The organism is Aequorivita sp. H23M31 (assembly GCF_004022485.1).
In the GTDB taxonomy this organism is placed as follows: Bacteria; Bacteroidota; Bacteroidia; order Flavobacteriales; family Flavobacteriaceae; genus Aequorivita; species Aequorivita ciconiae.
The window spans coordinates 3543013-3558226 of the sequence record NZ_CP034951.1 but is presented as its reverse complement, the minus strand read 5'-3'; the positions used below and the strand labels follow the sequence as shown (position 1 = coordinate 3558226).

At 37.6% G+C, this 15214-nt stretch carries 15 protein-coding genes; 8 read left to right on the top strand and 7 right to left on the bottom strand.

The window, feature by feature from the left end; genetic code table 11:
* Positions 1-6 precede the first annotated feature (6 nt).
* Positions 7-1092: a tetratricopeptide repeat protein gene (locus EI546_RS15485; protein WP_128251392.1), complete on the top strand. Its 1086-nt coding sequence runs from the start codon at positions 7-9 to the stop codon at positions 1090-1092.
* Between the two features lie 524 nt (positions 1093-1616).
* A complete protein-coding gene (locus tag EI546_RS15480; RefSeq protein WP_164905256.1) occupies positions 1617-2156 on the top strand; it encodes a DUF2383 domain-containing protein in 540 nt (179 codons plus the stop codon).
* Positions 2157-2201: 45 nt separating this feature from the next.
* Here EI546_RS15480 and EI546_RS15475 read toward each other — a convergent pair whose 3' ends face one another.
* On the bottom strand, positions 2202-2630 hold the full coding sequence (locus EI546_RS15475; protein WP_128251390.1) for an organic hydroperoxide resistance protein: 429 nt from the start codon (positions 2628-2630) through the stop codon (positions 2202-2204).
* 94 nt (positions 2631-2724) lie between these two features.
* On the opposite strand from EI546_RS15475, the gene meaB reads away from it, so the two are divergent.
* Positions 2725-3810: a methylmalonyl Co-A mutase-associated GTPase MeaB gene (meaB, locus tag EI546_RS15470; RefSeq protein ID WP_240673129.1), complete on the top strand. Its 1086-nt coding sequence runs from the start codon at positions 2725-2727 to the stop codon at positions 3808-3810.
* A gap of 52 nt (positions 3811-3862) precedes the next feature.
* On the opposite strand, the gene EI546_RS15465 is transcribed toward meaB, so the two are convergent.
* The 3 genes from EI546_RS15465 to EI546_RS15455 all read right to left on the bottom strand — a co-directional run bounded on the left by EI546_RS15465 (position 3863) and on the right by EI546_RS15455 (position 7403).
* Positions 3863-4747 carry a diacylglycerol/lipid kinase family protein gene (locus tag EI546_RS15465; RefSeq protein ID WP_128251389.1) on the bottom strand — a complete coding sequence of 295 codons (885 nt, stop codon included), beginning with the start codon at positions 4745-4747 and terminating at the stop codon, positions 3863-3865.
* A gap of 125 nt (positions 4748-4872) precedes the next feature.
* A complete protein-coding gene (locus EI546_RS15460; RefSeq protein ID WP_128251388.1) occupies positions 4873-5460 on the bottom strand; it encodes a dual specificity protein phosphatase family protein in 588 nt (195 codons plus the stop codon).
* Positions 5461-5480: 20 nt separating this feature from the next.
* The gene (locus EI546_RS15455) at positions 5481-7403 is read right to left on the bottom strand and encodes an LTA synthase family protein (RefSeq protein ID WP_128251387.1); all 1923 of its coding nucleotides are present in this window, start codon (positions 7401-7403) and stop codon (positions 5481-5483) included.
* Positions 7404-7650: 247 nt separating this feature from the next.
* On the opposite strand from EI546_RS15455, the gene EI546_RS15450 reads away from it, so the two are divergent.
* Entirely contained in the window at positions 7651-8361 is a 711-nt protein-coding gene (locus EI546_RS15450; RefSeq protein WP_128251386.1) for a glycosyltransferase family 2 protein, read from the top strand.
* A gap of 13 nt (positions 8362-8374) precedes the next feature.
* Here the strand turns inward: EI546_RS15450 and EI546_RS15445 are convergent, their stop codons facing one another.
* The 3 genes from EI546_RS15445 to EI546_RS15435 form a co-directional block, all read right to left on the bottom strand.
* The gene (locus EI546_RS15445; protein ID WP_128251385.1) at positions 8375-8953 is read right to left on the bottom strand and encodes a phosphatase PAP2 family protein; all 579 of its coding nucleotides are present in this window, start codon (positions 8951-8953) and stop codon (positions 8375-8377) included.
* Positions 8954-9048: 95 nt separating this feature from the next.
* Entirely contained in the window at positions 9049-9279 is a 231-nt protein-coding gene (locus EI546_RS15440) for a hypothetical protein (RefSeq protein ID WP_128251384.1), read from the bottom strand.
* Positions 9280-9398: 119 nt separating this feature from the next.
* Complete coding sequence (locus EI546_RS15435; RefSeq protein WP_128251383.1) at positions 9399-10778, bottom strand: MATE family efflux transporter; 1380 nt, start codon at positions 10776-10778, stop codon at positions 9399-9401.
* Positions 10779-10869: 91 nt separating this feature from the next.
* Here EI546_RS15435 and EI546_RS15430 point away from each other — a divergent pair, with 91 nt between their 5' ends.
* The 4 genes from EI546_RS15430 to EI546_RS15415 all read left to right on the top strand — a co-directional run bounded on the left by EI546_RS15430 (position 10870) and on the right by EI546_RS15415 (position 15196).
* Positions 10870-12708, top strand: coding sequence for an ABC transporter ATP-binding protein (locus EI546_RS15430; RefSeq protein ID WP_128251382.1), 1839 nt, complete (start codon positions 10870-10872; stop codon positions 12706-12708).
* Between the two features lie 124 nt (positions 12709-12832).
* Positions 12833-13639, top strand: a complete 807-nt coding sequence (locus tag EI546_RS15425; RefSeq protein ID WP_317127432.1) for an AAA family ATPase — start codon at positions 12833-12835, stop codon at positions 13637-13639.
* A gap of 28 nt (positions 13640-13667) precedes the next feature.
* Positions 13668-14546: a 23S rRNA (adenine(1618)-N(6))-methyltransferase RlmF gene (rlmF, locus tag EI546_RS15420; protein WP_240673128.1), complete on the top strand. Its 879-nt coding sequence runs from the start codon at positions 13668-13670 to the stop codon at positions 14544-14546.
* Between the two features lie 194 nt (positions 14547-14740).
* Positions 14741-15196 (top strand): DUF1801 domain-containing protein, encoded by a 456-nt coding sequence (locus EI546_RS15415; RefSeq protein WP_128251381.1) that lies wholly within the window; start codon positions 14741-14743, stop codon positions 15194-15196.
* The last annotated feature ends 18 nt before the right edge of the window (positions 15197-15214 follow it).

Sequence of the window (15214 nt, the reverse complement as noted above, 5' to 3'; positions counted from 1 at the left end):
GCGGTTATGTTGCTCTTACTATCATTGGGTTTAAAAGCCCAAGCGGATGGTGATACTCTTTTTACATACGCCACTCAACAGATTTATGAAAACCCAGATATTTCCATTAAAATCGCCAAAGAACTCCTCGATAAATCCGGTGCAACTGCGGACGATAAAATTAGGGCCATCTTAATAATTTCTACGGCATATTCCTCGAAAAGAGAATATGAAAAAGCCATGGATTATGCTCTATCGGCTATGGATCTATTGCCCAATTTAAAAAATGTCAATCTTCGCATAAACCTTTTTAATAGAATTGGCGGTCTATACCAAGAACTTCAGATTTACGATAAGGCAATTTTATATTTGGACCGGGCTTTAGAAACCATCAATAAATTACCCGAAGGTGAAACAAAATCCAGAAATCTTGGAATCAATAATTTGCTGAGAGGTTTTGTATACCGTGATCAGATGAGTTGCGAGATTGCTTTAAATTATTTTGAAAAAGGTATTGAAGATTATAAAAAGTTTCCCGATTCTCCCGGCGGTAATGCCAATATAAGTATCTCTTATTACAGTCGCGGAGATTGTTTGGTTGAGTTGGGAAAAATCGATGAAGCTGAAAACAACTTTCATTTGTCTCTGGATTATGCCAAAAAAGCCAATGCCATAAGCGCAATTGCATTTGCAGAAAAAGGTCTTGCCCAGGTCTATACCGTCAAGGGCGAATATTTAAAGTCCATTAATTTGCTAACTGAAACCTTAAAGAATACCGAAAAGGTAGGTGATAAGGTTTTAAACAGAGAATTGTATGATGCACTATCGGCAAATTATCTGGCAACCGGTGATTTTGAACACTATTCCCATTATCGCAATCAAAGTATTAGGATGCATAATGAGATTAAAAGAACGGAAAGGAAAACAGTAGATGAATCCATTATGGATTTAATATCCCTCAATTCGGAGAAAACTGCGCAGTTAGAAAAAAAAACAAAAACGATCAAAATAATATTTTCGATATTAATTTTAGTAACGTTTATCCTTCTAATGCGCTCAATAATTCTTTCCCAAAAACGCCTAAAATCTCTTACCAATAGATTAAAAATCTAATTAAGAATCTTATTTACTCTCTCAAACTGACTTAAACGCTCAGGGATAATCCGCTGTATTACAGTGTCTTACACCTAAAATGCTGTAGGAATTCCGAATTCCGAAAGACACTTCCTTTTATTAATGTGAGATTAATTCTACTTTGCGCCTCTAATTTTCTTCCATCTTAACATTGAAAAAAAACACCTTTTTAATTAAGAGTCTATACTTCAACAATAAAAATATTAATACCCTAATTCTATAATTTACATTTAATAAACCCATTTAATATCCCCTATTAAATATCCCCAAAACCCTTTTCTAATTTTCTAGAAAAGGGTTTTTTAATTTCAAATAGTAGGAGTTTAACGAATGAAATTTTATTTCTCCGCTACGTCCAAATCTCAAGTATATGGCTCGGTTTTTGAAAATTGTGAAGATTGTATTGAACGAGGAAAATATATAAACTTCTTTTAAGAAAACATTTAATAACTTGAATTTTGGAATGTCAATATTTATACTAACTTTGAATAAACATGAACGGTATGAAACAGAAATACGCAGATTTTGATAAGCTCAACCGTTTATTGGTAGCTTGTTTTGAAGCAGAGAAATTGTATTACAATGCTGCCCAGGATGCCCAGACCACAAGTTTAAAACGCTTCCTGAATTATATGGCTGTTGAGCGCAATAGAATGAGCCATGACATCTCCAACGAACTGCATGCAAGGGATATTGAACCACTCAAGCAGGAATCCGACAAAGGAAATCTAGACCGCACTTGGGAAGAAATCAAAGACGCATTGGAGCATTTTGATGCCCAAGCTCTTATCGATTCCTGTATAAGCCGCGATCGAAACAACATTAAACGTTACGATGAGCTTTTAGAACGTCGGGAATTGCCTGACGGAATTCTTGAAATCCTTGAAAAGCACAAATTCCAATTGCAGTGGTACGTTAAACAAGCCGCACAACAGACCAAGAAAAGTCCGTTTAAGGAGCTAGAGACGGAGAATGTGGAAAAAAAAGAGAATAAACCTAAAGAACCCGATGGCGGAAAAGTGATCAACCTAAAAGCCATATAATGAAAAAAGCCCCAAATTTGGGGCTTCATTATTTTTAGAAGTTTTTTATTCGTCGAGAAGCAGATTCAGAGTAACAGTAATATTGTCGCGGGTTGCCCGAGAATAAGGGCATACTTCGTGAGCTTTATTAACCAGTTCCTCCCCTGTTTCAACGTCCACACCCGGAAGATAACAGTCCAAGATGGCTTTTAACTGCAGATCTCCATCTTTGGTCTTTCCAATTTCAATATTGGCGGTGACGCTCATATCTTCTCCCAGTTCAATCTTTTTGCTTTCGGCTACCATTTGGATTGCCCCTCCAAAACAAGACGCATAGGCACTTCCAAATAGTTGTTCGGGGTTTGTTCCCTTGCCACCATCTCCGCCCAATCCCTTAGGTACGGAAAGATCCATATCTATTTTACCATCCTCTGTTTTAACGTGGCCTTTTCTGCCACCAACGGCCGTGGAGGAAGCTTCATATAAGGTTTTCATTCTTTTGTTTCTTTTATGGTTATTAATTTTCAAGATACTACCTTCGTAACAGTTAATAAAAAACATATTCATAAATTTGTCCTAAATTCACTTCGTGTCAGAAAAATCAAGAAATACAGGTGCATTGAACGAAAAAATGGGAGTGGACCAACCCCCTTCCTTGAATGTGCAAATGGCCGCACGACTTAAATCCATGAGATCGAGAAAGCTCTCGATTGAAGACCTGGTCGACCGAATTCTTGCTAAGGACCAGGTGGCTTTAAGCCAAGCCATTACTATTATAGAAAGCACTGCCAAAAAACATCAACATTTGGCTCAAGAAATTATTGAAAAATGTCTACCGTATGCCAACAAGTCAATTCGAATCGGAATTACGGGTGTTCCCGGAGTAGGAAAAAGCACCTTTATAGAAAGTTTTGGGAAATTACTTATTTCTCAAGGGAAACGGCTAGCAGCACTAACTGTCGATCCAAGCAGCTCTATAAGCAGGGGTAGTATTTTGGGTGACAAAACCCGAATGGAAGAACTGACCAAGGAAGAAAATGCCTTTATTCGTCCTTCTGCGAGTGGGGACACCTTAGGCGGAGTAGCCAGAAAGACACGTGAAACTATAATTCTTTGCGAAGCTGCTGGTTTTAATGTGATCCTTGTTGAAACTGTTGGAGTGGGCCAGAGCGAAACTACCGTACACTCTATGGTAGATTTCTTTCTGCTATTAAAACTCGCCGGTGCGGGCGATGAGCTCCAGGGAATTAAACGCGGAATTATGGAAATGGCAGATTCCATTGTCATCAATAAAGCTGATGGGGATAATCTGAAGGCAGCAAAACTGGCCAAAAATGAATTTGCGCGGGCCCTTCACCTCTACCCTAAAAAAGAAAGTGGATGGAGACCCAAAACCCTAATGTGCAGTTCCCTTAAAAATGAAGGGATAATGGAGATATGGGAGACGATCCTAGAATACTTTATAATAGCAAAAAAAAATAATTTCTTTGAGCGTAAACGGCAAGACCAGAATAAATTCTGGCTTATGCAAACAATTGAAAGTCAACTAAAAATTGAGTTTTATTCAAATCCAGTGGTTAAAAAGGAGATGGAAAAACAATTACAAGCAATTGATGAAAATAAAACTACTCCTTTCTCGGCGGCAGAGAAATTGCTCGCCATAAAAACAGGTTGATACCAGAATTAAAATAAATATGAAAACTCCTAACTTTTGAGCTATTCAAAAACTAGGGTACGCACACTTTCAAATTTTCTGGATACAGCACGATTTCAATGTCAGGACTATCCGGAACGAAAAGTCCTCCATCTTTTTGTATTTTCAAAACAGTATCGTCCAAACTTTTAATTTTCAATTTATTTACTTGTTTAAATTTAACTTCCTTCATCCAATGATGTTTTTTAAAAAGAAACAAGATTGTAAAATAAATGAGTTTCAATCGCGAGAGCTTAGGAACAATTATTAAATCTAGCAATCCATCTTGCAGTGATGCTTTCGGTGTTAAACTCATTTTGTATCCCATTTCATTCGAATTGGAAACGAATAGTAGAAAAGGTGAAAACGTTTCCCTAAAACCATCACAGCTTACTTCCACTGGACCAGTATTGAATTTCTTCAAGGTTCTAAAGGTAGATTGCACATAACTAAATAACCGCCTCCTAGCTTTTTCCTCATAATCAGAAATAACATGAGCATCAAAACCCACTCCTGTATTACTGAAAAAAGGACTCCCATTTATAGTAGCTGTATCTATAGAAGTGATATTCCGATTTCTGATAATACTTAAACCTTTTCCCCTGTTTTTCGGAATTTTAAGATTGGAGGCCAGACCATTTCCCGAGCCCATTGGTAAGATTCCTAAAACAATAGAGGTATTTACCACACAAGAGGCTACTTCATTAATCGTACCGTCACCGCCACAGGCCACAATAATTTCCGCCTCTTCCTCCATGGAAGAATTGGTTAATTGCGTTGCATGGTTTGCAAATTCCGTTTTCTTAATAACCAAATCGTAATCAGCTTCCGGAAAATAGGTTGCCAACAAGGTAGGACAGAGTTCATTTTTTCCCTTGCCGGAAATAGGATTAACAATGAAATGGATTTTAGTTTTCAAGACCCAATGAAATTAAATTCCGTCAATGGCCTTTTTTAAGCAAAGAATTCTAAAATTGGGCCACGGATTTATGGAAAGAATTTTCAAAAAAAAAATAATTGCCGAAGAAAAAGGTTTTAAGAAGATTACTCGGAAAGAGAAGCATTTTTTTCAGATAGCCTTCTTCTTTTGTAATTCTTTACATATTCACCTTTGGCGGTGCCGTGGTCAAAATTTCCGAACTTAACAATAACGCGACTATTTTCTCGAGCTTCTTCATTGGGCATATCTTCATATTCCATGCGGTAAATCGCAGAGAATAAAACCGCCCGGCCTTCACCGTGGTGGCAATGGATAAGCACAGGATAATTTAGACTGTCGTCCATAACCTTAAGAAACCTTTCTACCGTCTCGTCTTCGGGAATCTGTTCTGATCCAATATTATAGTAATTAACCCCAGGGATTTTTTCTAGAGCATTTTTTTCTGCCAATAATTGTTCAGGGATTTCGGGATTGTTTATCAAATCGTCTGTGCCTGGAAATCTAAGATCGATTACGCTTTTTATGTTATATTTTTCAATATACTCAGGCAATTCGTCCGGAGGTAAAGTTCCAGATTTATAAACCTTACCTTCGGTAACCGGCTTAAAATTATGTTTGATATTTGTATCATAAACATATTTACCCGCTATTATTAGAATAATTGCAATAACAATTAATGCTATCTTTTTCATTTCATTCAGTTTTAGAGCAGTTATAATTTCTTATCTACAATTCTTTCGTAATAATCCTGTAGAAAAGCTTTGCAAAACAATTCACATTCGTCCATTTCTGCATTTCTATTGGCAATAAGGTTTTTTGTAAGGCCCTTGTCTTCAATATCATAAAAGCCGATGGCTTTTTCGCCGTCAAATATACAAATATAATTTCCTCTCTGAAGTTGATAATAATCAGTACCATTCATAACAAATGGAGGTTCTATCTTGTCCCCTACCAAGCTGCGTCCCCAACTTCTAAAAGGTTTGGAATAACCAATAATATCCAATAACGTTGGATATATATCTATTTGTTGTGCGAGATCCTTATTGTCTCCTACAAAAGTTCCATCCGGCTTATAAATTAAGATAGGAATTGCAGATCGGTTCATTACTTTTCCGTAAAAATCAGTAAAATAAATCTGATTACTGTGATCTGCCGTAATTACAAATATGGTATTATCAAACCAAGGTTCTTTCCGTGCCGACTCAAAGAATTTTTTGAAAGCATAATCTGTATAACCAACAGTCTGGTGCATAGGCCTATATCCCTTGGGGAATTTACCTTCATACTTCTCGGGAATTATATAAGGCTCATGTGAGGATACGGTAAAAATAGTTGCAAAGAAAGGATCTGTCTTTTCATCCAAAGTTGTTTTCATAAACTGAAAGAAAGGTTCGTCCCAAATTCCCCATGAACCATCAAAATCTTCGTCATTGTTATATTCTGTCTTTCCATAATAATGATCGAAACCTAAAATATTTCCAAAGCCCAAGAATCCCATTGAACCATTGGGAGCGCCGTGAAAAAAGGAAGTGTCGTATCCCATATCTTCCAAAGTTGAAACTAATGATTCAATATCCTGCTTGGAATAGGAAGAAGATGTAAATGCGTTTTTAAAGGAAGGAATTCCAGCCAGCACGGATGACATTCCGTGAATTGACTTACTTCCATTGGCATAGGCATTGGAAAAAATCAAACTATGTTGCGCCAACGAATCTAAAAACGGCGTGAAGCTTTCATAATCTGGAATATTCGCATCCTTGTTAAAAGCTCCCCAGTATTCCCTTCCATAGCTTTCCGTTATGAACAGAACTATATTGGGCGTTGTTCTAGGATTGTTCGTATAATGTTTTATTGGGTGAAGCAAATTTTCTATAGTATTCTCCGGAATATCGAAATGCGCCTTCTTAAATGTGTTGGCATTAAAAGTTCGGATAAATGCAAATGGAGTATTGAGTACAATATCCGAATGTTCAATTTTGTCAACATGTCTGCTAGCGTCTAGCATATTAATGGGTCGCGTGCTCTTTTTAAAATCTCCCCCGCGTATTCCCCCAATCATCAAAATACCGATAATGGCAATACCAATAAGCGATGAAAGCAAATAAGGGATTTTTCGAATGGGTCGAATGGCGGGTTTTACCCTGACTCTTTTATAAAGATAAATCCATAAGAAAGCCATAAGAAAGAAAAGCAAATACACATGCCAATAGCTTACAAGAAACCTAAAAAACATATTTAAGCCATTCGATTCGTGCTCTAAAAGATCCCAAACAACAATAGTAGTACGGGCAAATGTATATTTATAGTAAATAAAATCAACGAAGTTTAAAGCATAACCTGCTAAGTTGAAAATAAAGTAAGTGTAAAAAAGGAACTTTTGATATCCTCTTGTGGTATTTATAAAAAGAGGAAGTATGGACAAAAGCACAAATAGTGCATTTAAATAAAGAATAGCCGTTGTATCAAACGCCAATCCATAATAAGCCAGTTTTAAAAACTGACCAAAACTATCTACGTTTAGTATGCTTTTATTGTATATAAAAAACAGCCATCTAGCTATAAAATAAAAAACGTAGGCTAGTAATAACCTATATAGAAGAACTAGATATTCATTGATTCGAAAAAAACTCCGCATTGTAAAATTTAAGGGCACAAGTATAAAAATTATTCCATAGTAAACTGTGCTAAAAACGTTCTTTTTTATGAAAAATTGGATTTTATAAAATCTTGTAACATTCTGTAAATAGGGAAAGGAATATACGCAATTACATACATTAGAACTACCGTCAAGCACCAAAACCTGATAAACGAACTCATAATGCTACTTCTCTTATTCTCAAGTATAAAAAAATTACTTTTGTGGAATTCGTTTATAATAAAAAATGTCCGAATTCACTATAATAATACCTCTTTATAACGAAGTGGAAAATCTGCTCCAACTTGAATATGCACTTTTGGATTATATCCCGAAATCTTCGAAAACTGTTTCAATCCTTTTTGTTAACGACGGCTCTACCGATGGGAGTGAAAAATTATTGGGCGAAATTTGTAAACGAAATAGGAATTTCCATTCTATTTCCTTTCAGAAAAATAAAGGACTCAGCACCGCTCTGAAAGCAGGATTTGATTGGGTTCAAAGTCCATATCTAGGATATATGGACGGTGATCTGCAAACCCATCCTGAAGATTTCAACTTACTTTTGGAGTACTGTGGCGAGTATGATTTAGTTACAGGAATCCGCGAAAATAGAAATGACACTTTTGTCAAGATATTTTCTTCAAAAATAGCCAATAGCATTCGGCGATTATTCACACAAGATGGAATTAAGGACACAGGTTGTCCGCTCAAGGTCATAAAAACTTCCTATGCCAAGCAGATTCCAATGTTTAAAGGACTACATCGCTTTTTACCCGCGATGGTGCTATTGCAGAAAGGAAAGATACATCAAATCCCTGTGAGGCATTTTCCAAGGATGAAGGGAAAACGTAAATTTGGTTTAAGCAACAGACTCTTTGGCCCTTTAACTGCATGCTTTGTCTTTTTATGGATGAAACAAAACTATATTTATTATGAAATAAAGAAGAAAGAATGAAAAATATCTTTATTCAGAATTTCCTATCCGGGTTAAAACGTTTCTGCCCCCAACTTTGTAACAAATAAAACAACCAACCTGTCAATCCGCCAAAAGCCATTCCTGTAATGACGTCCAAAGGATAATGAACGCCTAAATATATTCTACTATATCCAGTTATTACTGCCCATAGCAGCAATAGAAACGGCAAATATTTATACCATTTCTGAAGACTTAATCCCAAAAAAACAGCGGCAGCCATGGAACTTGCAGCGTGGGCAGAGAAATAACCAAACCGTCCGCAGCCACTGGCAATAAAACGCATATGATCCTTAATTTCGGCAACTTGGCAGGGTCGTGCTCTTTTTATTCCATATTTAAAAAGGCTTGCAATCTGGTCAGTAGCAGTAATCATTAATGCTACGCTTATAACAATAATTAGTGTACCCTTTAATCCGTAATTTTTGTAAATAAGGAATAGCAATAACGCATAAATAGGAATAGAGGAGAATTTATGAGTGACAAACAACCAAAAACTGTCCCAGGTTTCGTTTCCTAAATTGTTCAGGAAAAGAAAGAGTTGGGTATCGTAGTTAAGGAGTTGATCGAGCATTATTATAGGATCTGATTAAAAATATAGCGACAGAGTTTCACCACGAATACACGAATTTTAAAAATAAATATTCGTGTATTCGTAGTCATAAAAAATTAATCCTCACCATATCGCTCAATCTCCCTGTCATAAAAATCATTTGCTTCCTGAATCAGGTTTTCGGCTTCGGCCTCAAGTTCCTTTTCGTCTTCTTTATCGAAATCTTCCAACCATTCCACTTCATCATTTTCAAGATTAATAATAAAGCGTGGGAATTCTGTATGAATTACGAAAATCGCGGAGGGATAATCGCTGTTGTCGCCTAGTAAGTATTTTGGGAAATCCATTTTTTCAAGTTATGAGTTTTCAATTCAGAATTCAGAATTCAGAATTATGGGTTGTAGGTTTTAATGTGGTTTAAAAAGATTAAAAAAGTTCAAATTAAACTCTAATTGTTCAATGTTCACTATTCTCGTGCTAGTTGTATAAATTTCTTCGAAAGATAATTAAATCTGATGAATAACATAATGGCACTAGCGGTAAGTCCGGCCAATAATCCTATCCAAATACCCATACTTTCCAAGGAAGTGTGCATACTTAGGTAATAAGAGATTGGAAAACCAATTATCCAATACGCTATAAAAGTGAAAAGTGTGGGCAATTTTACATCCTGCATTCCTCTAAGCGCACCGAGCGCCACCACTTGAAGCCCATCCGTAAACTGAAATATTGCCGCAATTATCAATAATTGGGAAGCTAACTTAACTACCTCGTGGTTGTCGGCAAATAAAGCCAAATTGTCGTAATCCAAGAATATTTTTGGAAGGTCACCATTGAACAAAATAAATCCAAGCGCGAAAATTAAAGACAGTACAGAAGTCAACAAGAAAATGGAAATTGCCACTCGTCGCAATTCCCTAAACTGCTGAAGACCTTTTTGATTGCCGACCCTGATCATCGCTGCAACGCTAAAACCCATAGCCACCATAAAGGTCATTGAAGCCAGGTTTAAAGCAATCTGATTTGCCGCTTGTGGGTTTTTTCCAAGTATGCCAGACAGCCAGACTGCAGAAGTAAAGATGCCCACCTCAAAAAACATCTGCATGGCGGAGGGAAATCCAAGATTCAAAAGCTTTTTTAGCATGGCCTGGCTCAGGGTGAAAATTTTAATGCCAACTACGAAGAATCGGGATTTTTTTTGTCGGCTCAGTAAATACCACAAGTAAAAAACCATAACAATTCTCGAAGCCAACGTACCAATTGCTGCTCCTACCACCCCGAGTTCAGGCGCCCCAAACTTTCCAAAAATAAACATATAGTTGAGCAGCACGTTTACCAAATTCGCCACTATGGTAGCATACATCGGGAAACGTGTCATGGACATCCCATCGCTAAACTGCTTAAAAGCTTGAAAGATGATCATCGGCACCAAAGAAGCCGCGACCAAAGTGAGATAAGGCATTGCCAGATCCACCACTTCTGGCGGTTGGCTCATAATGTACATCAAGGGTTTGGAGAACATTACCAAGGCAAATAGCGCAACCCCCAGCACTATACATAAAAACAATCCGTGTTTAAAAGAAGATTTTCCCTTCTCGCGATTTCCTTCGCCATCGGCTTCGGCTACTAAAGGGGTTATGGCCGTGGAAAAGCCGATTCCCAAGGACATGGCTACGAACATAAAACTATTTCCCAAGGAAACTGCCGCAAGCTCCGCGCTGCCCAGCTGCCCGACCATAATATTGTCCACCAAGGCAACTACCTGGTGCCCCAACATTCCCAAAATGACGGGTGTGGCCAGTTTGATATTGAATTTAAATTCCTTTGTATAATCCGCAAGCGCCAAATTGAAAAATTTTTGGGCAAAGATAGTTGTTGACTTTTTTAGAATAGCTTTGTATTTGATAAATTCTGAACCAGAATTTAGAAATAAAGAAATGGCAAGACCCCAATTAAAATCCATTACCGATAAAGAAGAGAAAACCAGCGTCAAGGATTCCTTTAAAGCTATGAAAACCATTCCCCGGTTTTTTCGGGAAATATATCAAAGCAGCCCCATTCTCTTTTTTGCGAATGTTTTTAGTCGGTTATTAAACGCATTTACCCCCGTGGTCATTTTATGGGTTGGGAAGATGATTATTGACGAGATCATCCTTCAGGTTTCCTTGGAAAACAAGGATTTTACGCTACTTTGGAAATATGTTTTAATCGAATTCGCCGTGGCCATTCTTTCTGACTTATTGGGAAGATTGATAAATCTTACCGACGGACTTTTAGGCGATCTCTACTCCAACGATTCTTCCGAAAAAATAATTAGAAAAACTGCCGAGCTTACCATCGCCCAACTGGAAGATCCCGAGTTTTACGACAAACTGGAACGTGCCAGAACACAAACCAACAGCCGCGTAGGCTTGATGAGTAATGCTCTGGGCCAAGCAGAAAGTCTTATTTCGATGGTTTCCCTGATTGCGGGATTGGTGTATTTTGAACCAATTTTGATACTTATCCTCGTAATCAGCATTATTCCTTCCTTTATAAATGAAGCAAAATTCAGTAGTACCCGATATTCGTTGGCGCGAAGTTGGACTTCCGAAAGACGTGAGTTGGATTACCTCCGGTTTATAGGTGCCAATAATCAAACTGCTAAAGAAATCAAGCTTTTCGGTCTGACCGATTTTATCGCGGAACGCTTTAAAAATTTATCGAATGATTATTACCATTTGAACAAAAGGTTGTCGCTAAAGCAAAGTCTTTATGGATCATTCTTTAATATTCTGGGTGTATTAAGTTATTATGGTGCTTATATTTATATCATTTTGCGCGTGCTCGCAGGCGTTATTACCATTGGGGAACTCACCTTTCTTTCAGGTTCCTTCAACCGATTGCGAAGCAACTTACAAGGTTTCTTTTCCCGCTTTACGCGAATTTCTGAAAGTGCGCTTTACTTACAGGATTATTTCGACTTTATAGATTTAAGCATTGAGCAAACTGCGGAAGCAAAAACCCCTATGCCAAAAACTATCGTCAAAGGATTTGAAATAAATAATCTTCACTTTAGCTATCCGGGTAACAAAACGGAAGTATTAAAAGGTGTGACCTTTAAGTTAAACGCCGGCGAAAAAATGGCCTTTGTAGGTCAGAACGGAGCAGGTAAAACTACACTTATAAAACTCTTCCTTCGCTTTTACGAACCCACCGAAGGCGAAATTCTTTTGGACGGCATAAACATCAATAATTTTGATGTGGATGAATATCGAAAGCGTTTTGGCGTTATTTTTCAGGACTTTTTTAAATATGAATTCACCCTACGGGAAAACATAGCCATCGGAAATATTTCAGAAATAGAGAATGATGAAATAATAGGATACGCAGCCAATAAAAGTCTTGCCGAGCAAGTAGTAAACGACATGGCAGAAGGCCTGGAACAGCGTTTGGGAAGACGCTTTTACAAAGGCCAGGAACTCAGCGGTGGCCAATGGCAAAAAGTAGCTCTCGCCCGCGCCTATATGAAGGACGCAGATGTTATGGTGCTCGACGAACCCACCAGCGCCTTGGATGCCCAAGCAGAGTTTGATGTTTTTGAACGATTTATCGCTCTTACCAAAGGCAAAACCAGTATTATCATCAGCCACCGTTTTAGCACGGTGCGAATGGCAGACCGTATTTTAGTATTGCAGCACGGCCGTGTTCTAGAACTTGGCACTCACGAAGAATTGATGGAGAATCCCAAATTGTATTCGGAGTTGTTTAAATTGCAGGCGGCGGGCTATCAGTAGGAAATCGAAATCGATTTCTAAATCGAATTTGAAATCGAATTTGATCCGGATAGCTCCCTGGAGAACTGAAACTTGCCCGCCAGCAGGCTGGTCGAAAATGAAATTGACTAATTGATATTTCTCATTGGATAAAGCAACCCCACATCCAAAAACCTTCCCTATTTTTGCAACTTCATACAAGAACATTAAAATGGCGTTATCAGATTTTATCCTGAATTCAAAAGAAACAACAATTGGCTTGGATGAAATTCATTTAAGTGAAGAAAATAAAGCGCTGCTTGCCCAGCTTTTAAAGGAGTTTAAGCATCTTCCCATATTGGAGCAATATCAGCTGCCGGTTGACAATAAGGTGTTTTTGGCGGGGCATACGGGTTGTGGAAAAACCACTACAGCCAAAGCGATCGCGCAGGCATTGGACAAAAAAATCATCGTTCTCAATGTGGGAAATATTGTTTCTTCCCGTTTGGGCGAGACTGCAAAAAATATTACCGAAGTATTTAAAAAAGCTATTCGCGAAAAAGCCGTTTTGTTCCTCGATGAATTTGATTCCATCGGAAGGTTGCGCGACCAAGAAGACAAGGATTCCGCAGAAATGAAACGGTTGGTAAATACAGTAATTCAATTGATAGACGAACTGCCAAACGACACATTGCTCATTGCTGCCACCAACCATGCAAGCATAATAGATAGTGCGCTGTTAAGAAGATTTCAACTGAAACTGAAATTCAATTTGCCCAACCAAGAAGCGCTGGATGACTATTACGATTCGCTCTTGGAACGTTTTCCAAAAGAAATTAGAAACGTGGAAAGAGTTTACAATATTTCGTATGCCGAGGCGAAGGATATTACCTTTAGAGCAATGAAAAATATAATTATCGCAAACGAAGAAGTCAAAGCCCTAAATAAGCTGCACAATAATGTAGAGCGATAGTTTAAGAAAGATATGAACCGCGGCGATTGTGGTATCTTTACTTTCAGAAAAACCACTCGTGCATCCGAAAAATCCTTTTAATAAAGACTACGATTTTGATACTCTTGAAAAGCAGTATCCACCATTAAAACCCTTCGTTTTTGAAAACGAATACGGAACCAAAACAATAAAATTTTCCGATAATAAAGCTGTTATAGCTTTAAACACTGCCTTGCTAAAAATGCACTACGGCATAACGAATTGGAATATTCCTAAAGACAATCTCTGTCCACCCATTCCCGGGAGATTGGATTATTTGCTTCATATAGCAGATCTAATTCCCAAAACGGATATTCATTTGCTGGATATTGGTACGGGCGCAAACCTAATCTACCCCGTTCTTGCCACACGACATTTTAATTGGAAATGTATTGCCAGCGAGGTAAATCTGGATTCCCTAAATAATGCGCAGAAAATCATTGATAAAAACCCTTCATTAAAAGATATTGAGTTGCGACATCAGGAGTTTAAGAGTTGCATTCTGAAACATATCATTCAACCAACCGATTCATTTGATGCCGTGGTCTGCAATCCCCCTTTCTTTAAAAACAGAACTGATGCAGTAAAAAGTAACTTACGCAAGGTCCAAAATCTGGGAATAAAAAAAGAACGGACTCAAAACTTCGGAGGGCTGGGCAACGAGTTATGGTATAAAGGTGGCGAGGAAGGATTTATTAAAAATATGTCTGAAGAAAGTCTTCATTTTAAAAATCAAGTGAAATGGTTTACAGCCCTTGTCTCAAGAAAGGAAAATCTGAAAAGTATAAAACGCGCAATCAATAAAACCCAGCCTTCAGAAGTGAAAATTGTTGAAATGGAACAGGGGAATAAGCAAAGTCGTTTTATTGCATGGACATTTCAGAGTTGAATGCGTGGACATTTCAGAGTTGAAATTATTTAATAAAAGATATTTATTGCACTAATTGTTCTTCATCTCTGCTCAAATTTAAAATTGTTGTACATTTAAATTAAGGTTCACAAATACGGATTAAAAATCTGGGATTTGAGGTGGATTTTTTTATTGATTCAAAATGTCAACCTTTAATTAATAACCCACAGAAGATGGTATTTAAAGAAATCACTCCAGACGATTACATAGGTGCGTTGCCTGAAGAACGACAGGAAGTAATGCAAAAGCTACGTAAAACCATTAAAAAAAATCTTCCGAAGGGTTTTGAGGAAACCATTCAATACGGAATGATAAGCTATGTAGTGCCACACAGTATCTATCCCGATGGCTATCACTGCAAGCCGTCGGACGCACTTCCTTTTATAAGCATTTCCTCATTGAAAAATCATATAGGATTTTACCATATGGGGATTTACAGCGATCCAGAGTTGATGCAATGGTTTACGGAAGCATATACAAAACTCGCAAAAGGAAAACTGGATATGGGAAAAAGCTGCGTCCGCTTTAAAAAAATGGATGACATTCCTTTTGAGTTATTGGGTGAACTTTCCAGTAAATTTTCTGTAGACCAATGGATTTCTAAGTATGAAAGTGAATTAAAACGGTAAGTATCAGACTGGCTAACA

What these genes read in the sequence shown, in the direction of transcription:
- EI546_RS15450 (WP_128251386.1), top strand. Translation starts at nt 7,651, where the DNA reads ATGTCCGAATTCACTATAATAATACCTCTTTATAACGAAGTGGAAAAT.
- EI546_RS15455 (WP_128251387.1), bottom strand. Translation starts at nt 7,403, where the DNA reads ATGCGGAGTTTTTTTCGAATCAATGAATATCTAGTTCTTCTATATAGG.
- EI546_RS15415 (WP_128251381.1), top strand. Translation starts at nt 14,741, where the DNA reads ATGGTATTTAAAGAAATCACTCCAGACGATTACATAGGTGCGTTGCCT.
- EI546_RS15480 (WP_164905256.1), top strand. Translation starts at nt 1,617, where the DNA reads ATGAAACAGAAATACGCAGATTTTGATAAGCTCAACCGTTTATTGGTA.
- EI546_RS15440 (WP_128251384.1), bottom strand. Translation starts at nt 9,279, where the DNA reads ATGGATTTCCCAAAATACTTACTAGGCGACAACAGCGATTATCCCTCC.
- EI546_RS15460 (WP_128251388.1), bottom strand. Translation starts at nt 5,460, where the DNA reads ATGAAAAAGATAGCATTAATTGTTATTGCAATTATTCTAATAATAGCG.
- EI546_RS15475 (WP_128251390.1), bottom strand. Translation starts at nt 2,630, where the DNA reads ATGAAAACCTTATATGAAGCTTCCTCCACGGCCGTTGGTGGCAGAAAA.
- EI546_RS15485 (WP_128251392.1), top strand. Translation starts at nt 7, where the DNA reads ATGTTGCTCTTACTATCATTGGGTTTAAAAGCCCAAGCGGATGGTGAT.
- EI546_RS15430 (WP_128251382.1), top strand. Translation starts at nt 10,870, where the DNA reads ATGGCAAGACCCCAATTAAAATCCATTACCGATAAAGAAGAGAAAACC.
- EI546_RS15445 (WP_128251385.1), bottom strand. Translation starts at nt 8,953, where the DNA reads ATGCTCGATCAACTCCTTAACTACGATACCCAACTCTTTCTTTTCCTG.